The following is a 19,307-nucleotide window of genomic DNA, read 5'->3' as shown; positions in this document are numbered from 1 at the left end:
TTACTAAAATATATGTGAAAAGCGCATCAAAATGGATGTGCTTTTTATTATGAAAAAATTTATAAAAGCTGCATTTGAATATCTTTAAGTGAAAATAAAGAGGGATATCGAGAATATTTTAGGATAAACTATAAAGTGAAACTTTAATCAGTGGAGTGGTTCATCCCCCACTGATTATCAGCCCTCACCAATCGGGCTTTTACGGGCAGTCCGCCCCCCACCTAATTTCTTTGCTTCCGCTGAATTTTGATGTGAGGTCTTACTGCCCGTTAATGCGGGATAAAGAAATAAAAAACACCAAACCAAAAGACTTACCAATATACGGTATAGTCGTAACAGGAAAAACAGAGGATTTACAAAGTTTACAAGGGTCACCGTATATTAAGGCGGTTGTAAGAGGTGTAACAGTTGAGAAATATTGATTACAAGTAATTAATGTGAATAATCAGAAAATTTATGTTATAATATGGGAAAAGGAGGTTTATATGAGGCAAATACATGGAGCAATTTATATTTACATAACAATGTTTTTCGTGGCGATATCCTATGGGTTGGGGCACGTGTATTCGCATCCTATACTAACTTTTTTAAGTGGAGCATGTATGGCGTTTGCGCTTCTTGTCCACCTTTTCTCAGTTTGGATCGTGAAATTTCAATTAAATATTAGTGAAATAGAAGAAGGCACTTTTTGAGTGGCCTTCTTTTTTAATAATATTTTGGAAGCTCTTGTAGCAATTTTTCAATTTCGAATTCGGTTTCTTCACATATAGAAAGTGTGCGTAGTCTGAAAAATAAGCTACGTAAGAAAGATTTTGTATTTCCATATAAAAACTCGTACGATTCAATAGGTAGTGCTTGTTTTTGGACCAGTAATTGAGCTACTAAGTCACGAAGGGCTAATATGAGTATGTCTTCTTTTAGGCCATTTTGCAGCATTGCGACAATCGGATAAACGAGACGCTCGTCTTCTTCATATTTGTAGTAAATAGAATGGACACAAACTTTGTTTAACAAAGTTTTTAATATCTCTTCGTAATGTAAAGTTTCTAGTTTAGGACTATGAACAAGCGCCTTAAATGTATCGGAAGCATGTGCGATACTATGTGCCCAGCCGTGGTCTTGCACATATCCGCGGAAATCATGTTCATTGTTCATATATAGAATTAATTGATCTTTTACAGTTAAAATATCATTCTGTGATAAGAAATTATGAGTTGTATCTGCATCTATAATGAGCGCAATTAATAAGGTTGTAAATGCACGAGTAAATACAGCATCTTCATCATCTGAATGAATCTTATACAATAAATATTTTTCACCGATGCTTTCTAATAATAGTTTCTGTAATTGTGTGTGTGAAAGGTAGCGATTTTTGATGAGATGATAAAAAGTAGAGTAGATGAGTTTGTCCCTTAAATAGCTATTAGTATCGCCAATATGTTCAAGCATATTGGAACTTAAAGAATCAATGTTAAGTGTGTTATCCAGTATGTAATTATTATTACGAATTTCTTCTAATTGTTGTTGTAACATATAAATCCTCCTATTTTAGAAAATTCTGTATTTTAACAGTATAATAAAAGGAAGGAATAGGCAATGAATTTTGATGTGGGGATCTTACTGTCCGTAAATGCGGGATAAATAAGTGTATTTGAATGGAGGGGGCATTATGAAGAGAGCATTATTCTTTTTCATTAGTATTTTCTTTTTAGGAAGCTGTTCCATTTCGTATGTTAATTTTTCTAGTGAGAGCAAAAGTTGGACTGGACAATATAAAGGGCATATTAAGGATGACAGTGAAGATGGAATGTTTACGTTTCAATATAAGGGTGGGGATGGAAAGACAGAATTTAAAAACTTAGAGATTGCTATTAATGGAGCCTTTAGTACAATGACACAAACGTCAGAAGTTCATAAAGGAGCAAGGGTTGAAATAAAATCTTCTTGTGTAAGTTGTGCACCTCTATCTAAAGATGAACCGATAGAAGTTGTAATTAAATGGGATGATAAGTATGAGGAGAAGATGGTGTTAAATTTGAAGTAGCCTAGAGTGAGGAGTTAAAAATGAATAGGCATGTGAAAATTGTTATGTTTTTAAGTGTATTTCTAGTCATATTATCAGCGTGTACTACAAAACAAGTAGAGCAAGTAACGGTAAAAGAAGTCCCTAAAGAAGGGTATATCATATTAAGAAATGACACGGTATTTTTTGCCGATGATAAAACGTTTGAAACAAAAGTAGAGTTACAAAATTATATAGAACAACAAATGAATAAAGAGCATCCACCACATATAGTCTTGAGCTTTAAGGACAAAGACGCATATAAACAGTTAAAAACAGGGGATAAAATAAAAGTATGGTTTTCTCAAATACTTGAAAGCTATCCAGCAAGAATGATTGTAGAGAAATTTGAAATAGTAGAGGAATAAAAAAAGGCAGCATTCACGCTGCCTTTTTATTATTTTACAAATTGTAATTCTTTCGGGAATTTCGTTAAAATTTCTGATCCGTCTTTTGTAATGTAAATATCATCTTCAATACGAACGCCACCTACGTTTGGTACGTAAATACCAGGTTCGATTGTGAAGACCATACCTTCTTTTAATGGAGACTCGTTACCAGCTTTTACATCTGGATATTCATGTACGCTAATTCCAAGTCCATGACCAAGTCGGTGCGGGAAGAAGTCTCCGTAACCTGCATCTGCGATAACAGAACGAGCAGCGTTATCGATTGCGCCAAGTGTAACACCTGGTTTACATGCTTCAACTGCTTGTAGTTGTCCAGCAAGTACAGTGTTGTAAATGCGAGTTTGCTCTTCAGAAATCTCACCGAATGCTACTGTACGTGTAATATCAGAGCAATAACCTTCAATGATTACACCTAAATCAAATAGTACGAAATCACCGCGCTTCATTTTGTTTGCGCCAGGAATACCGTGTGGAAGAGCAGAGTTTGCACCCGCTAATACCATCGTATCAAATGACATCTTATGTATGCCTTTTGTTTTTAATTCGTGTTCAATAATTGCTAATACTTCTAGCTCGCTACGGTTTTCTTTAATTGCATTTACACCAACTTCAACAGCGTAGTCCGCCATTTTAGCTGCTTCGCGTAAAATAGAAAGTTCTTTTTCATCTTTAATTAAACGAAGTTCGCGAACTTTCTCCTCAGCTGATTTGAAAGCTGCATTTGGGAATAATTTCGTTAATTCTTCGTAGCGCTCTACGTTTAAATGTTCTTTTTCAATTGCAACTGCATTTGCATTGATGCCGCGGTCTTTAATTGCTTTTGCAATCATATCCCATGGTCTGTCAGTATCAGTAAATCCGATAATTTCATGTGCCCAGCCAGCGTTACGTGCTTGACCTTCTTCCATTTTAGGACAAATTAAAATAGGTTCTTTTTCTTGGAATACAAACATACCAAGTAATCTTTCATGCGGTTCACAGTGGAAGTTCGTCATGTAGAAGACGTTCGGTGTAGAAGTTAAGAACGCAGCTTCTACGTTTTTTTCTTTTAGCCATTGCATTAAATTTTCTAATCTAGCATTCATCGATTGGCACCCCCGAGATATTTAATTACAAATATAACTTTAACTCGGAAGAAAGCGTTATGACAAGTAAATAGATGTTAGAAAAGACAGGGAATTGAAAAATCATGTAGAATAAAAAGTGAGAATGTGAATAGGGGAGGAATGTAATAATGAAAGTATCTTATCATGGGCATTCAGTTGTGAAAATTGAGGCGAATGGAAAAGTTATTTTAATTGACCCGTTTTTAACAGGTAATCCGAAAACAGATTTAAAAGCTGAAGATGTAAAAGTGGATGCAATCCTTTTATCGCATGGACACGGTGATCATGTTGGAGATACAGTAGAACTTGCGAAGAAAAATAATGCAGTTGTTGTAGCGCCATTTGAACTAGCAACATTTTTAAGTTGGCAAGGTGTAAATACACATCCGATGCATATTGGTGGTTCACATGAATTTGACTTCGGAAAAGTGAAGTTTACACAAGCATTCCACGGCTCTAGTTATATTGATGAAGCAAATAAGACGATTACATATACAGGTATGCCAGCAGGTATTTTATTTACAGCAGAAGAGAAAACAGTGTACCACGCAGGAGATACTGCACTATTCTCTGATATGAAGTTAATTGGGGAATTAAATAAAGTTGATCTAGCATTTTTACCAATTGGTGATAATTTCACAATGGGACCAGAAGATGCTGTACTAGCGGCAAAATGGATTAATGCGAAAACTGTTGTACCGATGCATTACAATACGTTCCCAGTTATTGAACAAGATCCATATCAATTTGTAGAAAAGCTACAAAATTGTACAGGGAAAGTATTAGAAGCTGGAGAAAGTATTACACTATAGAAAAGAAACCCTTCATTTGAAAAGAAAAGTGAAGGGTTTTTACGTGTATAGGACAGCTTTTAATGCTTGTATTTGTTTTGGTGATTCTTTTCTTTTTGTACGTGGTTGTTCAGGTGTTTCATTCAATTCCATTGCAACTTTTTTCCCATCTACGAAAGCTAAAAATACAGCACCTACAACCTCTAAAAATTTTTTCATCATGTGTACGCTCCTTTGTTTTATTTCTTGTCTTCATTGTATAGGGAATCAAGTGGGCGAACTATCGAATGAGATGACAATAGCATTACATTGTTGTAATAGAATGACTGGTGGAATGTAAGAGTCATTTTGTTATAAAAAAAATAGTACAGGTATGCAAAGAGAGAGTGTAACAGTTTTGAAAATATAGTATACTGAAAGTACAACACATGAAGAATTTAGGGAAAAGAAAGTATGGTGAAACCATTTGGCTACCAAGCATAACCAAATTTTAGAACATATTAATAGCCTGCCAGTAGGCCATAAAATTTCTGTAAGACAAATTGCGAAAGATTTGAGTGTAAGTGAAGGGACAGCTTACCGTGCAATTAAAGATGCAGAAAATAAAGGGTATGTTAGTACAATTGAACGTGTCGGAACAATTCGAATTGAACAAAAGAAGAAAGAAAATATCGAAAAACTGACATATGCAGAAGTCGTTAACATTGTCGACGGTCAAGTACTTGGGGGCAGAGAAGGACTACATAAAACATTAAATAAATTCGTAATCGGAGCTATGAAATTAGAAGCGATGATGCGCTATACAGAAGCTGGGAATTTACTCATTATTGGTAACCGTACGAATGCACATCAATTAGCGCTAGAAACTGGAGCCGCTGTATTAATTACGGGTGGATTTGATACAGAAGATCATGTGAAGAAATTAGCAGACGAATTAAAGCTGCCGATTATTTCAAGTAGCTACGATACATTTACGGTCGCGACGTTAATTAACCGTGCAATTTATGATCAACTGATTAAGAAAGAAATTGTACTTGTTGAGGATATTTTAACACCAATTGAAGAAACGTTATATTTAAAGCCACATGATACAGTACAGCAATGGCATGCATATAATGAAGAGACAATGCACGGAAGATATCCAATTGTCGATGAAAATAAAAAAGTGCTAGGAATCGTAACTTCAAAAGACATGATCGGTGTAGCGAAAGAAACACCAATTGATAAAGTAATGACAAAACACCCAATTACAGTGAATGGTAAAATGTCTGTCGCAGCTGCGGCACGTATGATGGTGTGGGAAGGAATTGAATTACTTCCTGTCGTTGAGGAAGGAAATAAACTGCAAGGTATCATTAGCCGTCAAGATGTACTTCAGGCACTGCAAATGATTCAACGTCAGCCACAAGTTGGAGAAACAATTGATGATATTGTAACGAATCAATTTATGACGCCAAAAGAAGCGAAAAATGAGCATCTATATCAATTTTCAGTGACGCCGCAAATGACGAACTCAATCGGAACGTTATCGTACGGTGTATTTGCAACAATTGTGACAGAAGCGACAAATCGCGTTATTCGTGCGCAAAAGAAAAGCGATTTAATTGTTGAAAACTTAACAATTTATTTCGTAAAGCCGGTTCAAATTGATAATGTTGTATCCGTTCATCCGAAAGTATTAGAAATTGGGCGTAAATTTGGTAAGGTTGATGTAGAGGTGCATCATGAAGGTAATGTCGTTGGAAAAGCATTACTTATGGTTCAGTTAATTGATAAATAAAAAGATGGAACAAATCGTTTTGATTTGTTCCATCTTTTTTGTTGTTTTAAATTTGAAAGGCATGATTTTAGATGAGAGTTTTAGTGAAATATGTATGGGGTGGAGTGGAAAAGTAACGCAAGAAAAGACAGAATAGTAATTCAATTTGGTTGTATATTGTGTTATGATAATATTGTAAGAAAATGGATTTATGAAAGGTGGTATACATTATGTCGTCAGCCGTACTCTTTTTTGGTAGTATCGCATTATTTTACTTTCTTGTAATGATACCGATCCAATATTTATATTTACAAGGTTTACATGAAAAAAAGGAAAAGACAGGATTATCTCAGCGAGAGCTATATGAAAAAATGTCTTTTGGAGAAGAACAATTACATTTTCACGTACAAGGTAACCCATTTAATATACCATCTGCGTTTGTCGCATATATGATTTTAAAAGTTAGAGGACGTAAAAAAGCATCACAATTTTGATGCTTTTTTACGTTGTTTCATAGACTTCTGCTTCTTTAACTGCTAATGGTAAGAAATGTTTGTATTGGCGAAATCCATTAAATACACTTGCACTACCAAATAGAACGAATAAGATACCAACGATAATACGAGCGGTTGAAAGTTCTAAAAAGAATTGGTTTATCCCGAAGAATAAGACGAATGAACCGAGTGCCATTGCGGATTTTCCAGAGAGCCAACCTTTCTCCATTGGGCGGTTTGTACGAAAGTATTTTGTTTTGTAGAAGAGATACAACATAAATGAGACGATAATACAGAAGACTAATACTGGCATAATGAACACTCCCATCGTTTTATGAAAAAAATAGTGGAGAAAAAAGAAATATCTAAACTTTCTAACTTTTATTATAAAGCAATTGTTCGCATGTATGAAATACTTTCCGTTATAATGAGAGATAAAGTGAAGAAGTTGATTAAAAAGGAGATTATACATATGCATGAGCAAATTTTAGGAGCAATTAAAGAGTTTGATACAATTATTATTCATCGCCACGTGCGTCCGGATCCAGATGCATTAGGTTCACAGGGTGGCCTTGGTACAATTTTAAAAGAATCGTTTCCAGAGAAAAATATTTATACGGTTGGGTACAATGAACCATCGTTAGCATACTTACGAGTAATGGATGATATTGAAGATAGTATATACGAAAATGCGCTTGTTATTGTTTGTGATACTGCGAATCAAGAACGTGTTGACGATCAACGCTATACAAAAGGGAAGATGTTAATTAAAATTGATCATCACCCAAATGAAGATCCATATGGAGATATTACGTGGGTAGATACGACAGCGAGTTCGACAAGTGAAATGATTTATGAGTTTTATAACTATGGAAAAGATAAAGGATTAAAAATAACAAAAGAAGCAGCCCGCCTTATTTTAGCAGGAATTGTTGGAGATACAGGTCGTTTCTTATTCCCAAATACGACAGCAAAAACACTTCGTTACGTAAGTGAGCTTGTTGACATGGGTGTGAAATTCACAGATTTATACAATGAAATGTATAAGACAAAAGAAAAAATTGCTCGTTTAAACGGTTATATTTTACAAAACTTTACGATGGTAGAAGAAGGAGCAGCTTACATTAAATTAACGAAAGAAGTATTAGAAGAATTTGATGTACTTCCTTCTGAAGCATCTGGTGTTGTTGGAGCGCTTGGCAATATTGATGGATTAAAGGCGTGGGTTCTATTTTTAGAGGAAGACGACGTAATTCGTGTTCGTCTTCGTTCAAAAGGACCAGTTATAAACAAATTGGCAATGCAATATAACGGCGGAGGACATCCGATGGCTTCTGGTGCCAAGGCATCTTCTTGGGAAGAAGCGGATCGTCTTTTTGCTGATTTACGTGAGATTTGTAAATAAGGGACTATATGTTAGAACGAAAAGAAGGAGCGGCGCTAAAGCCCTCCTTCTTTATTTTTCCTTTTCTATAGTAATGCTAATTTCAAGCACTGTATCAAAAGATATTGTATCGACTTTAAAACGGTATAGTCGATCGTAATGTTTGTACGTTTTGTTTTCGATTACCTTTTTGAGTAGGTCTTTATTTTTTGCGATACTTTGAATGTTTTTCGTTAAAAGATGCTGGAGATCATTATGGATAGATGTAGTCATATTTTCGAGTGTAAGATTGTCTAAATCGTATTTTTCCCGATTGATAAGTTTTATTTTAATCTCTTGAATGGTTAAGAGCCGTTTATTTTCAGTGTTCAATTTTTCTTGATCTTCGAGAAGGACGTGGAGCTTTGCTTCTTGTTTTTCTATAATTTCTCTTTGTTCTGCTATTTTACTAGCTTGTTCTTCTTGAAAAACACCGTATATGTACAAAAAAATAAACCAGCTCAACACGCCTCCAACAGCAGCACCAGCTAATACTAAGTACCATCTTTTTGCTGTATTGGCACTTGGTACTCTCATACATGTTCCTGCGTTAGCCATTTAATAATAATGAGACCTGTTTGCATACCACCAGTTGCGAAAAAAATAAGGAGAATTTGTTTTACGATATCTTTCATATCTCCGCCAAAGAAACTTCTTTCAAAGCTATAAAAGGTATCGAATGTTCCACCGATTGCTGCAACGAGTGCCCAAATTCTTAAATTTTGGGCGAATTGATTAATGTAAGTTAGAGCTGGTTTTCCGATAAGAAACGCACCAAATCCACCAATTAATGAACCGCCAAGTATAACCCCAAAGGCAATAAAATAACTAATAATAAGCAGAGAGAAAAAAGTATGTTCTCTTACATCCATCGTCATTCCCCTTTCTTCTTCATATATATGGACAAAGTATAAGAAGTATGTTTTGATTTCCGCTTTCCTCATCACCTATAATAAAAGTAGTCAAATAGGTAAAGAGAGGGTACAACAGTGAAGTTTGTGCATTTACAATGTCAAACCGTTTTTAGTTTATTAAAAAGTGCTTGTAAAATTGATGAGCTTGTAGTCAGGGCGAAAGAACTTGGTTTTTCATCGCTGGCTATTACGGATGAAAATGTTATGTATGGCGTTATTCCGTTTTATAAAGCATGTAAGAAACATGGTATACAGCCTGTTATTGGATTAACCGCTTCTATTTTTAGTGAAGAAGAAGAAAGGTCTTATCCGCTTGTATTACTTGCTGAGAATGAAATAGGCTACCAAAATTTATTAAAGATTTCTAGCAGTATTATGACAAAATCCAAAGAAGGTATTCCTAAGAAGTGGCTTGCGCATTATGCGAAAGGATTAATTGCTATTTCACCAGGTAAAGATGGCGAAATTGAGCAATTATTACTAGAAGACAATGAGAGTCAGGCTGAAGAAGTAGCTCGCACATATCAAAATATGTTCGGCCATTTTTATATGAGTTTGCAGCATCATGCGATTCAAGATGAGTTGCTTTTACAAGAGAAACTACCTGAATTTATTAGTAGGGTTAATATTCCAGTCGTTGCAACAAACGATGTGCGCTATATCAATCAAAGTGACGCACTTGTTCACGAATGTTTACTATCTGTTGAAAGTGGAACGAAAATGACTGATCCAGATAGGCCGAGGCTGAAAACAGATCAATATTATTTAAAGTCATCGGATGAAATGGAAGCACTATTTTCCCATGCGCCGGAAGCAATCCAAAATACAATGAAAATTGCAGAGCGTTGCCAAGTAGAAATACCGTTCCATGTAAATCAACTTCCGAAGTTTCCTGTTTCGTCTAATGAAACGAGTGATATATACTTGCGTCGTGTTTGTGAAGAAGGTTTGCGGAAACGATATGGTGCGCCGAAAGAAGTGCATATAAAGCGTTTAAATCATGAATTAAATGTTATTTCTCGTATGGGATTTAGTGATTATTTCCTCATCGTATGGGATTTTATGAAGTATGCACATGAAAATCATATTTTAACAGGACCAGGTCGTGGATCGGCAGCTGGTTCACTCGTCTCATACGTATTAGAAATTACAGATATTGATCCGATTGAATACGATCTATTATTTGAAAGGTTTTTAAATCCTGAACGTGTGACGCTTCCCGATATTGATATTGATTTTCCAGACGTAAGACGTGATGAGATGATTCGCTATGTGAAAGATAAATACGGTCAGCTCCGTGTTGCGCAAATTGTAACGTTTGGTACGCTTGCAGCAAAAGCGGCAATTAGAGACATTGCCCGCGTAATGGGGCTTCCGCCGCGAGATATTGATATATTTTCAAAACTTATCCCATCAAAGCTTGGTATAACGTTAAAAGATGCATATGAAGAATCACAATCACTTCGTGAGTTTATACAAGGGAATCTTCTGCATGAGCGTGTGTTTGAAATCGCAAAACGTGTAGAAGGTTTACCACGTCATACGTCTATTCATGCGGCTGGCGTTATTATGAGTCAAGAACCGCTAACAGGCAGTGTAGCAATTCAAGAAGGACATAACGATGTTTATGTTACGCAATATCCAGCCGATGCGCTAGAAGAACTTGGGTTGCTTAAGATGGACTTTTTAGGATTACGTAATTTAACGTTACTTGAAAATATTGTAAAATTTATCGCGAACAAAACAGGGAAAGAAATCGATATAAGAAACTTACCTCTTCAAGATGAAAAGACGTTCCAATTATTAGGGAGAGGGGATACAACAGGTGTATTCCAGCTTGAGTCAGGTGGTATGCGAAATGTACTTCGCGGGTTAAAACCGAATGAGTTTGAAGATATCGTAGCTGTTAACTCATTATACAGACCGGGACCGATGGAACAGATACCGACCTTTATTGAATCGAAACATGGAAAAAGAAAAATTGAATATTTACATCCGGATTTAAATCCAATTTTAGAAAGAACATACGGCGTCATTGTATACCAAGAACAAATTATGCAAATTGCATCGAAGTTAGCAGGGTTTTCGCTTGGTGAAGCAGATTTACTGCGCCGTGCAGTGAGTAAAAAGAATCGTGATATTTTAGATCAGGAACGTAAGCATTTTGTCCAAGGTTGTTTGCAAAATGGTTACGATGAGACGTCTGCTGAGAAAATTTACGATTTAATTGTAAGATTTGCGAATTACGGTTTTAACCGAAGTCACGCTGTAGCTTACAGTATGATCGGATATCAACTTGCCTACTTAAAAGCGAACTATACGCTGGAATTTATGACGGCACTATTATCAAGTGCAATTGGAAATGAAGATAAAATTGTACAGTATATACGAGAAACGAAGCGAAAAGGTTTTCATGTTTTGCCGCCGTCTCTTCAAAAAAGTGGTTACAACTTCCAAATAGAGGGGAATGCGATACGTTACAGTTTACTTTCGATTCGAAATATTGGAATGGCTACAGTGACGGCATTATTAGAAGAACGAGAGAAAAAAATGTTCGAAGATTTGTTTGAATTTTGTCTCCGTTTGCCGTCAAAGTTTGTAACGGAGCGCAATTTAGAAGCTTTCGTCTGGTCGGGATGTTTTGATGATTTTGGTGTTTCGAGAACGAATTTATGGAAAAGTATTAAAGGGGCATTAGAGTACGCGAATCTCGCACGTGATTTAGGAGATGCTGTTCCAAAATCAAAATACGTACAAGGAGAAGAGCTATCTTTTATTGAACAACTAAATAAAGAGAAAGAAGCACTTGGCTTTTATTTATCAAGTTATCCGACAGCGCAGTATGTAAAGTTAGCAAAAGAATTAGAAATTCCATCTCTCGCTCAGGCGATGCGACACAAGAAAAAAGTACAAAGAGCTATTGTGTATATAACAAGTGTGAGAGTGATTCGTACGAAAAAGTTTCAAAAGATGGCATTTATTACATTCTGTGATCAAAATGATGAAATGGAAGCAGTCCTCTTCCCGGAAACGTATATACATTTCTCGGACAAGTTACAAGAAGGAGCAATTGTTTTAGTTGACGGCATGATTGAGCTAAGAAATCATAAGCTGCAATGGATTGTAAATGGACTATATCCGCTAGAGGAAATGGATGTTTATGAAGAAAAGAAAGACGCATCTGTTTACGTGAAATTGCCGTCTCAGTATGACAAAAAGCTTTTAAATCAGGTTACGAAAATATTGTTCGACTATTCAGGTTTTGCGAAAGTACTAATTTATTATGAAAAGGAACATAAAATGGTACAATTATCTCGGAGTTTATCGATTCATCCAAGTGAAGAATGTTTAGGAGCACTTCGTGAAATTGTCGGGGAAGAAAATGTAGTTGTGAAAATATAATGGACAATTTCCCTACACTTCGATTATTATAGTAGTAGTGTTCGTGGTCAGACCACTTGGAGAAATTGATATCAGCAAGAATAATTTGAGGAGAGTGGATAGTTTGTCAACACTTCGTGAAGAAGCACTTCACATGCATAAAGTGCATCAAGGAAAATTAGAAACTGTATCAAAAGTAAAAGTAGAAAATGCAAAAGATTTAAGTCTTGCATATTCTCCAGGGGTTGCAGAACCTTGTAAAGAAATTTATGACGATAAAAGTAAGGTATATGAATATACGATGAAGGGAAATATGGTAGCAGTTGTGACAGACGGAACGGCTGTACTTGGTCTTGGTAACATTGGACCTGAAGCATCTCTTCCAGTAATGGAAGGTAAAGCTGTATTATTCAAGAGCTTTGCTGGTGTAGATGCATTCCCGATTGCCTTAAATACAAACGATGTAGATAAAATTGTTGAAACTGTAAAATTAATGGAGCCAACTTTTGGCGGCGTTAACTTAGAAGATATCGCAGCACCAAACTGCTTCATTATTGAAGAGCGTTTGAAAAAAGAAACAAATATTCCTATCTTCCATGATGATCAACACGGAACAGCTATCGTAACAGTAGCAGGTCTTGTAAATGCACTGAAATTAGTTGGAAAGAAAATGTCTGACATTAAAGTTGTCGCAAATGGCGCAGGTGCAGCAGGTATTGCAATTATTAAACTTTTATATCGCTATGGTGTACGCGACATTATTATGTGTGACCGTAAAGGGGCAATCTATGATGGTCGTCCTACAGGTATGAATCCGGTGAAGGATGAAGTTGCAAAATATACAAATAAGAATCGTATAGAAGGTTCTTTAGCTGATGTTGTACAAGGTGCGGACGTATTCATTGGTGTATCTGCAGAAGGTGCATTAACAGAAGAGATGGTTCGTACAATGAATGACAATGCGATTATTTTTGCAATGGCAAATCCAGTTCCAGAAATTATGCCAGAATTGGCAAAAGCAGCGGGCGCAGCTGTTGTTGGAACAGGTCGTTCTGACTTCCCGAACCAAGTAAATAATGTACTGGCGTTCCCTGGTATTTTCCGCGGTGCACTTGACGTACATGCGACACAAATTAACGAAGAAATGAAGATGGCAGCTGTACAGGCTATTGCTGAGCTTGTAGCAGAAGATGAGTTGAATGCAGACTATATCATTCCAGCACCATTTGACGCGCGTGTAGCGCCTCAAGTAGCGGCTTACGTTGCAAAAGCAGCAATGGAGACAGGAGTAGCTCGCCGTCAAGTAGATCCAAATGAGATCGCTGAAAAAACAAAACAATTAGCGCTGATTGGTAAAGAATAAGCGAGGAATTTCCATTGACATCATCAAATACAAAAGTATATCTCGAAATTGTAAAAAAAATCCGTTCCATTATGGAAGAGGATGGATTGGTAGCGGGGGATCGTTTGCCGTCTGAGCGCGAGTTAAGTTCACGCTTAAACGTAGGACGTTCCTCTGTAAGAGAAGCATTGCGTGCTTTAGAACTGGTAGGATTGATTGAAACGAGACGTGGTGAAGGGACGTTTATTCGAAACTTTTATGATAACGGTCTTGTACAATTAATTGCTCCGTTCTTACTGCAAGATGAGAAAACAATTCGTGATTTATTACAAACAAAACGATTGCTTGAGAAAGATATGATTCGAATTGTATGTAATTTACCGAAAGAAACGTTTTCTAAAGTACTAAGTAGATTACACCAAGTACTTGAAGAAAATGAAAGCTCAATCCCAACGCTTCATCAAACGTTCTTTAAAACACTTATTGAACAAGTCGATAATTATTTACTATATCGCATTTGGATGATCGTAAATGATTACGTAGCAACTCTTTCTTGTAAAGTTTCAAGAGATTCTATCGATATGTATAGAAAGCTTTATGCTACTTTGGAAGAAAAACAAGAAAATGATGCACTAAAAATTTACGATGAATTAGTAGAGAATATACAGTTTCACTCGTAATGTATAAAATTTGTCGAAATGACCATGACACGTTATGACAAACATTCTACCGCGTAGCGGTTAAAGTTAAACGTAAAGAGTGAGGTTATTAGACAGATTGAGAAGATAAGGCTAACATCAAACTTTGGTGTTAGCCCCATTTTCTTCTTACGCTAACCTTAGCTCTCAACGAAGGGGGTCAAATTGTGCTAAGAGATTTATTCGTGAAAAAGAAAAAGTACGCTGCAATACCTTCAGAACAAGTACGAAAAGATGTACCAGATGGCGTTATGACAAAATGTCCGGAATGTAAAAAAATCATGTATACGAAAGAACTTCTAAAAAATTTAAAAGTATGTGTGAATTGTGGATATCATCATCCTATGAATGCATGGGAACGTCTTGATAGTATATTGGACGAAGGGTCATTCCGTGAGTATGACAAAGAAATGGTTTCATTAAATCCACTCGAGTTTCCAGGTTATGAAGAGAAACTAGAGAGCGATCGTAAGAAGACTGAATTGAACGAAGCGGTTGTAACTGGTGAAGGAACAATTGATGACATGCTTGTTGTTGTTGCAGTAATGGATTCTCGTTTTCGAATGGGGAGCATGGGCTCTGTAGTAGGAGAAAAAATCGCCCGTGCGGTTGAAAAGGCGTACGACTTACAAGTTCCATTTATTATCTTTACTGCTTCGGGTGGTGCCCGTATGCAAGAAGGGATATTAAGTTTAATGCAAATGGCAAAAACAAGCGTAGCTTTGAAAAAGCATAGTAATGCAGGAGGGTTATTTATTTCTGTTATGACTCACCCAACGACGGGCGGGGTTTCAGCGAGTTTCGCTTCACTTGGTGATTATAATCTTGCAGAACCAGGTGCACTTATCGGATTTGCTGGTAGACGTGTAATTGAACAAACGGTGCGTGAGAAACTACCGGAAGATTTCCAAACGGCAGAATTCTTACTAGATCATGGTCAATTAGATGCGGTGGTGCATCGTGATGATATGAGAGAATCGCTTCGCAAGATTTTAGAAGTTCATCAAGGAGGGGAATTGGCTGTATGGCAGAGCTAGAATTTGAAAAACCAGTTGTTGAGCTAAGAAATAAGATTCGTGAACTGAAAGACTATACGAAAAACAGCCAGATGGACTTCAGTGAGGAGATTCGTATTTTGGAAGAAAAGCTAGAAAATTTAGAGGAAGATATATACGGCAATCTAAAAGTATGGGACCGTGTTCAAATTGCTCGTCATGCAGAACGACCGACAACGCTCGATTATATTGAGCACTTATTTACTGATTTTTTCGAATGTCATGGAGATCGTCTATTTGGCGATGATGCAGCGATTGTCGGCGGCATTGCGAAATATAAAGGGATGCCTGTAACTGTAATTGGGCATCAGCGCGGAAAAGATACGAAAGAAAATATTCGCCGTAACTTTGGAATGCCTCATCCAGAAGGATATCGAAAAGCACTGCGTCTCATGAAACAAGCGGAAAAGTTTAATCGTCCTATTATTTGTTTCATCGATACGAAGGGAGCTTATCCTGGTAAAGCAGCTGAAGAACGTGGACAAAGTGAAGCTATTGCCCGCAACCTATTTGAGATGGCAGGTTTAACGGTACCAGTTATTTGTATCGTTATCGGTGAAGGCGGTAGTGGTGGTGCGCTAGGTCTTGGAGTAGGAGATTACATTCATATGCTAGAAAATTCCACTTATTCTGTTATTACACCAGAGGGTGCAGCGGCAATTCTTTGGAAAGATGCAGGAAAAGCAAAGGAAGCTGCAGAAGCAATGAAAATTACAGCAGCAGATTTGAAAGAATTAGGTGTAATTGATGAAATTATTCCAGAGGCAAAAGGTGGAGCTCACCGTAATCTTTTAAAACAGTCAGAAAATATAGACTTAATAATTAGAAAAACTTTTGAACAATTAAACGGAATTTCGAAAGATGAATTAATCGAAAAACGTTATGAAAAATATATGAAAATTGGGCAAGTTTCGTTTTCAAACGCTTCCATTGGGATAAAATAAGAAAAGCGTGCGTTCCTCTTCGCGAATGCACGTTTTTATTATGAAAAGACACATCTTCTCCATTGTGTTTTTATATTTTTTCGTGTTATTTTATTATAAGGCAAATAATCTTTATGAGGTGAGTACAAATGAAACGTATTGGTGTATTAACAAGTGGTGGAGATTCACCTGGTATGAATGCTGCCATTCGTGCAGTTGTTCGTAAAGCGATTTTCCATGATATTGAAGTATATGGTATTTACCATGGATACGCTGGATTAATTTCTGGTCACATTGAAAAATTAGAACTTGGTTCTGTTGGCGATATTATCCACCGCGGTGGTACGAAATTATATACAGCAAGATGTCCTGAGTTTAAAGACCCAGAAGTACGACTAAAAGGTATTGAGCAATTAAAGAAACATGGTATCGAAGGACTTGTTGTTATTGGTGGAGATGGTTCTTACCAAGGCGCTAAAAAATTAACTGAACAAGGATTCCCATGTGTTGGTGTACCAGGTACAATCGACAATGATATCCCTGGAACAGACTTCACAATTGGTTTCGATACAGCTTTAAACACTGTTATTGATGCAATTGATAAAATCCGTGACACAGCTACATCTCATGAACGTACATATGTTATCGAAGTAATGGGACGTCACGCTGGTGATATCGCATTATGGGCTGGTTTAGCTGATGGTGCAGAAACAATCTTAATTCCAGAAGAAGAGTATGACATGGATGATGTTATCGCTCGTCTGAAGCGCGGTAGTGAACGTGGTAAAAAACACAGTATTATCGTTGTAGCTGAAGGTGTTGGAAGTGCAATTGACATCGGTAAGCACATTGAAGAAGCAACAAACTTTGATACTCGTGTAACTGTATTAGGTCACGTACAACGTGGCGGATCACCAAGTGCACAAGACCGTGTATTAGCAAGTCGTCTTGGCGCAAGAGCAGTTGAATTATTAATTGCTGGTAGAGGTGGACGTTGTGTAGGTATTCAAGATAACAAACTTGTTGATCATGATATTATCGAAGCGTTAGCTCAAAAGCATACAATCGATAAAGATATGTATCAATTATCTAAAGAATTATCCATCTAATCGGCGTAATGTCGGATATTTGGGAACGGTTTCATAATTTTCGGAGGTGCAATATGCGTAAAACTAAAATTGTATGTACAATAGGTCCTGCTAGTGAAAGTATTGAAAAATTAGAGCAATTAATTGAAGCAGGTATGAACGTTGCTCGTTTAAACTTCTCTCATGGTAGCCATGAAGAGCACGGAGCTCGTATTAAAAACATTCGTGAAGCTTCAAAGAAAACTGGTAAAACAGTTGGTATCTTACTTGATACAAAAGGTCCAGAAATCCGTACTCACGACTTCGTAGACGGACAAGCTGAGCTTGTAACAGGTGCAGAAGTAGTTCTTTCTACTGAGCAAGTATTAGGTACTGCAGAGAAGTTCTCTGTATCTTATGCTGGTCTTTATGACGATGTAGACCCAGGTTCTCGCATTCTAATCGATGACGGTCTTATCGAACTAGAAGTAATCGAAAAAGCTGATGGAAACATCCGTACAAAAGTTCTTAACAGCGGAACTGTAAAAAATAAAAAAGGTGTTAACGTACCAAACGTAAGCATTAAGCTTCCTGGTATCACTGAAAAAGACGTAAAAGATATCATCTTCGGTATCGAGCAAAAAGTTGATTTCATCGCAGCTTCATTCGTACGTAAAGCGTCTGACGTATTAGAAATCCGTGAATTATTAGAAGAGCATGGCGCTCAATACATCCAAATCGTACCGAAAATCGAAAACCAAGAAGGTATCGACAACATCGATTCAATCTTAGAAGTTTCTGACGGTTTAATGGTAGCTCGTGGTGATATGGGTGTAGAAATTCCACCAGAAGAAGTACCATTAGTACAAAAACGTCTAATCAAAAAATGTAACGTGTTAGGTAAACCAGTTATTACTGCGACACAAATGTTAGACTCTATGCAACGTAACCCACGTCCAACTCGTGCGGAAGCAAGTGACGTAGCTAACGCAATCTTCGATGGTACAGATGCAATCATGCTTTCAGGTGAAACAGCTGCTGGTCAATATCCGGTAGAAGCAGTAACAATGATGGCTAACATTGCAGTACGTGTTGAAAAATCATTACAATACGAAGATATGTTCAAAAAACGTATTAAAGAGTTCACTCCAACAATTACAGATGCAATTAGCCAATCTGTTGCGCATACAGCACTTGCTCTTGATGTAGCTGCAATCGTAGCTCCAACAGAAAGTGGACATACTGCAAAAATGATCTCTAAATACCGTCCAAAATCTCCAATCGTAGCTGTAACATCTGACGAGCAAGTAGGACGTCGTCTTGCACTTGTTTGGGGTGTACAAGCATTTATGGCTGAGAAGCGCGCAGCTTCAACTGACGAAATGTTAGATACAGCAATTCAAACAGGTATGGATGCAGGTCTAATCGGCCTTGGAGATACTGTAGTAATTACTGCTGGTGTTCCAGTTGCTGAAACTGGTACAACAAACTTAATGAAAATCCACGTTGTTGGTGAAGAAGTTGCTAAAGGACAAGGAATCGGTCGTAAAGCTGCAAAAGGTAAAGTAGTTGTAGCAAAAACAGCTGCTGAAGCTGTAGCGAACGTAAACGAAGGTGATATTCTTGTTACAACAAGCACTGATAAAGATATGATTCCTGCAATCGAAAAAGCTGCTGCTTTAGTTGTAGAAGAAGGTGGCTTAACAAGCCATGCTGCTGTTGTGGGCGTATCAATCGGTATTCCTGTTATCGTTGGTGTAAACGGCGTAACAGCAACTTTAAAAAATGGCCAAGAAGTAACAGTTGATGCAGCACGCGGAATTGTTTATAATGGACATGCGGAAGTGCTATAAGTAATACGGAGAGAAGGATCGGAGTCCTT

The 19,307-nt window shown here is 37.0% G+C and carries 20 protein-coding genes and 1 pseudogene; 15 read left to right on the top strand and 6 right to left on the bottom strand.

Annotated elements, in window-relative coordinates:
• Positions 1-281: 281 nt before the first annotated feature.
• Positions 282-422 (top strand): annotated as a pseudogene (locus ACO6VI_RS01275) (anti sigma factor C-terminal domain-containing protein); the annotation flags it as partial.
• A gap of 63 nt (positions 423-485) precedes the next feature.
• Positions 486-692, top strand: a complete 207-nt coding sequence (locus ACO6VI_RS01270) for a hypothetical protein (protein WP_001248905.1) — start codon at positions 486-488, stop codon at positions 690-692.
• 13 nt (positions 693-705) lie between these two features.
• Here the strand turns inward: ACO6VI_RS01270 and ACO6VI_RS01265 are convergent, their stop codons facing one another.
• Positions 706-1,533: a DUF2785 domain-containing protein gene (locus tag ACO6VI_RS01265; RefSeq protein ID WP_023523162.1), complete on the bottom strand. Its 828-nt coding sequence runs from the start codon at positions 1,531-1,533 to the stop codon at positions 706-708.
• A 136-nt stretch (positions 1,534-1,669) separates the two neighbouring features.
• Here ACO6VI_RS01265 and ACO6VI_RS01260 point away from each other — a divergent pair, with 136 nt between their 5' ends.
• Both ACO6VI_RS01260 and ACO6VI_RS01255 read left to right on the top strand, forming a co-directional pair.
• Entirely contained in the window at positions 1,670-2,044 is a 375-nt protein-coding gene (locus ACO6VI_RS01260) for a hypothetical protein (protein ID WP_000816700.1), read from the top strand.
• A gap of 20 nt (positions 2,045-2,064) precedes the next feature.
• Positions 2,065-2,430: a DUF3221 domain-containing protein gene (locus ACO6VI_RS01255; protein ID WP_063548752.1), complete on the top strand. Its 366-nt coding sequence runs from the start codon at positions 2,065-2,067 to the stop codon at positions 2,428-2,430.
• Between the two features lie 29 nt (positions 2,431-2,459).
• Here the strand turns inward: ACO6VI_RS01255 and pepQ are convergent, their stop codons facing one another.
• The gene (gene pepQ, locus ACO6VI_RS01250; RefSeq protein WP_000994037.1) at positions 2,460-3,557 is read right to left on the bottom strand and encodes a Xaa-Pro dipeptidase; all 1,098 of its coding nucleotides are present in this window, start codon (positions 3,555-3,557) and stop codon (positions 2,460-2,462) included.
• A gap of 149 nt (positions 3,558-3,706) precedes the next feature.
• Here pepQ and ACO6VI_RS01245 point away from each other — a divergent pair, with 149 nt between their 5' ends.
• Positions 3,707-4,390: a metal-dependent hydrolase gene (locus tag ACO6VI_RS01245; protein WP_000868922.1), complete on the top strand. Its 684-nt coding sequence runs from the start codon at positions 3,707-3,709 to the stop codon at positions 4,388-4,390.
• A 39-nt stretch (positions 4,391-4,429) separates the two neighbouring features.
• Here the strand turns inward: ACO6VI_RS01245 and ACO6VI_RS01240 are convergent, their stop codons facing one another.
• Positions 4,430-4,591 (bottom strand): hypothetical protein, encoded by a 162-nt coding sequence (locus ACO6VI_RS01240; RefSeq protein ID WP_063548750.1) that lies wholly within the window; start codon positions 4,589-4,591, stop codon positions 4,430-4,432.
• Between the two features lie 244 nt (positions 4,592-4,835).
• Between ACO6VI_RS01240 and ACO6VI_RS01235 the strand changes: the two genes are divergently transcribed.
• Together ACO6VI_RS01235 and ACO6VI_RS01230 are read left to right on the top strand one after the other, a co-directional pair.
• Positions 4,836-6,149 carry a CBS domain-containing protein gene (locus ACO6VI_RS01235; RefSeq protein ID WP_000201579.1) on the top strand — a complete coding sequence of 438 codons (1,314 nt, stop codon included), beginning with the start codon at positions 4,836-4,838 and terminating at the stop codon, positions 6,147-6,149.
• A gap of 209 nt (positions 6,150-6,358) precedes the next feature.
• A complete protein-coding gene (locus ACO6VI_RS01230) occupies positions 6,359-6,622 on the top strand; it encodes a DUF3949 domain-containing protein (protein ID WP_000093046.1) in 264 nt (87 codons plus the stop codon).
• Positions 6,623-6,629: 7 nt separating this feature from the next.
• On the opposite strand, the gene ACO6VI_RS01225 is transcribed toward ACO6VI_RS01230, so the two are convergent.
• The gene (locus tag ACO6VI_RS01225; protein ID WP_001144766.1) at positions 6,630-6,935 is read right to left on the bottom strand and encodes a YtpI family protein; all 306 of its coding nucleotides are present in this window, start codon (positions 6,933-6,935) and stop codon (positions 6,630-6,632) included.
• 159 nt (positions 6,936-7,094) lie between these two features.
• Between ACO6VI_RS01225 and ACO6VI_RS01220 the strand changes: the two genes are divergently transcribed.
• Positions 7,095-8,027 carry a DHH family phosphoesterase gene (locus ACO6VI_RS01220; protein WP_053563565.1) on the top strand — a complete coding sequence of 311 codons (933 nt, stop codon included), beginning with the start codon at positions 7,095-7,097 and terminating at the stop codon, positions 8,025-8,027.
• Positions 8,028-8,078: 51 nt separating this feature from the next.
• Here ACO6VI_RS01220 and ytrI read toward each other — a convergent pair whose 3' ends face one another.
• Positions 8,079-8,582, bottom strand: a complete 504-nt coding sequence (ytrI, locus tag ACO6VI_RS01215; RefSeq protein WP_001265736.1) for a sporulation membrane protein YtrI — start codon at positions 8,580-8,582, stop codon at positions 8,079-8,081.
• Positions 8,579-8,992 (bottom strand): YtrH family sporulation protein, encoded by a 414-nt coding sequence (locus tag ACO6VI_RS01210; RefSeq protein ID WP_002005839.1) that lies wholly within the window; start codon positions 8,990-8,992, stop codon positions 8,579-8,581. The genes ytrI and ACO6VI_RS01210 overlap by 4 nt, the downstream gene beginning before the upstream one ends.
• A gap of 42 nt (positions 8,993-9,034) precedes the next feature.
• Between ACO6VI_RS01210 and dnaE the strand changes: the two genes are divergently transcribed.
• From dnaE to pyk, 7 genes are all read left to right on the top strand, one after another.
• On the top strand, positions 9,035-12,361 hold the full coding sequence (gene dnaE / locus ACO6VI_RS01205) for a DNA polymerase III subunit alpha (protein WP_063548748.1): 3,327 nt from the start codon (positions 9,035-9,037) through the stop codon (positions 12,359-12,361).
• Positions 12,362-12,494: 133 nt separating this feature from the next.
• Positions 12,495-13,703: an NAD(P)-dependent malic enzyme gene (locus ACO6VI_RS01200; RefSeq protein ID WP_161114790.1), complete on the top strand. Its 1,209-nt coding sequence runs from the start codon at positions 12,495-12,497 to the stop codon at positions 13,701-13,703.
• A 14-nt stretch (positions 13,704-13,717) separates the two neighbouring features.
• Complete coding sequence (locus ACO6VI_RS01195) at positions 13,718-14,362, top strand: FadR/GntR family transcriptional regulator (RefSeq protein WP_000204444.1); 645 nt, start codon at positions 13,718-13,720, stop codon at positions 14,360-14,362.
• A gap of 185 nt (positions 14,363-14,547) precedes the next feature.
• Positions 14,548-15,417, top strand: a complete 870-nt coding sequence (accD, locus tag ACO6VI_RS01190) for an acetyl-CoA carboxylase, carboxyltransferase subunit beta (protein WP_000942855.1) — start codon at positions 14,548-14,550, stop codon at positions 15,415-15,417.
• Entirely contained in the window at positions 15,405-16,379 is a 975-nt protein-coding gene (accA, locus tag ACO6VI_RS01185; protein WP_063548746.1) for an acetyl-CoA carboxylase carboxyl transferase subunit alpha, read from the top strand. The genes accD and accA overlap by 13 nt, the downstream gene beginning before the upstream one ends.
• 128 nt (positions 16,380-16,507) lie before the next feature.
• On the top strand, positions 16,508-17,467 hold the full coding sequence (gene pfkA / locus ACO6VI_RS01180) for a 6-phosphofructokinase (RefSeq protein ID WP_000821158.1): 960 nt from the start codon (positions 16,508-16,510) through the stop codon (positions 17,465-17,467).
• Positions 17,468-17,520: 53 nt separating this feature from the next.
• A complete protein-coding gene (gene pyk / locus ACO6VI_RS01175) occupies positions 17,521-19,278 on the top strand; it encodes a pyruvate kinase (protein WP_001232667.1) in 1,758 nt (585 codons plus the stop codon).
• Positions 19,279-19,307 lie beyond the last annotated feature (29 nt).

This window comes from Bacillus sp. PSXD-155 (assembly GCF_049310765.1).
Taxonomy (GTDB): domain Bacteria; phylum Bacillota; class Bacilli; order Bacillales; family Bacillaceae_G; genus Bacillus_A; species Bacillus_A cereus.
The sequence above is the reverse complement of the archived record's forward strand: the minus strand, read 5'-3'. Positions and strand labels throughout refer to the sequence as shown.

Coding starts and splice junctions, on each gene's coding strand:
- ACO6VI_RS01270 (WP_001248905.1), top strand. CDS start 486: ATGAGGCAAATACATGGAGCAATTTATATTTACATAACAATGTTTTTC.
- ACO6VI_RS01265 (WP_023523162.1), bottom strand. CDS start 1,533: ATGTTACAACAACAATTAGAAGAAATTCGTAATAATAATTACATACTG.
- ACO6VI_RS01260 (WP_000816700.1), top strand. CDS start 1,670: ATGAAGAGAGCATTATTCTTTTTCATTAGTATTTTCTTTTTAGGAAGC.
- ACO6VI_RS01255 (WP_063548752.1), top strand. CDS start 2,065: ATGAATAGGCATGTGAAAATTGTTATGTTTTTAAGTGTATTTCTAGTC.
- pepQ (WP_000994037.1), bottom strand. CDS start 3,557: ATGAATGCTAGATTAGAAAATTTAATGCAATGGCTAAAAGAAAAAAAC.
- ACO6VI_RS01245 (WP_000868922.1), top strand. CDS start 3,707: ATGAAAGTATCTTATCATGGGCATTCAGTTGTGAAAATTGAGGCGAAT.
- ACO6VI_RS01240 (WP_063548750.1), bottom strand. CDS start 4,591: ATGATGAAAAAATTTTTAGAGGTTGTAGGTGCTGTATTTTTAGCTTTC.
- ACO6VI_RS01230 (WP_000093046.1), top strand. CDS start 6,359: ATGTCGTCAGCCGTACTCTTTTTTGGTAGTATCGCATTATTTTACTTT.
- ACO6VI_RS01225 (WP_001144766.1), bottom strand. CDS start 6,935: ATGCCAGTATTAGTCTTCTGTATTATCGTCTCATTTATGTTGTATCTC.
- ACO6VI_RS01220 (WP_053563565.1), top strand. CDS start 7,095: ATGCATGAGCAAATTTTAGGAGCAATTAAAGAGTTTGATACAATTATT.
- ytrI (WP_001265736.1), bottom strand. CDS start 8,582: ATGAGAGTACCAAGTGCCAATACAGCAAAAAGATGGTACTTAGTATTA.
- ACO6VI_RS01200 (WP_161114790.1), top strand. CDS start 12,495: ATGCATAAAGTGCATCAAGGAAAATTAGAAACTGTATCAAAAGTAAAA.
- accA (WP_063548746.1), top strand. CDS start 15,405: ATGGCAGAGCTAGAATTTGAAAAACCAGTTGTTGAGCTAAGAAATAAG.
- pfkA (WP_000821158.1), top strand. CDS start 16,508: ATGAAACGTATTGGTGTATTAACAAGTGGTGGAGATTCACCTGGTATG.
- pyk (WP_001232667.1), top strand. CDS start 17,521: ATGCGTAAAACTAAAATTGTATGTACAATAGGTCCTGCTAGTGAAAGT.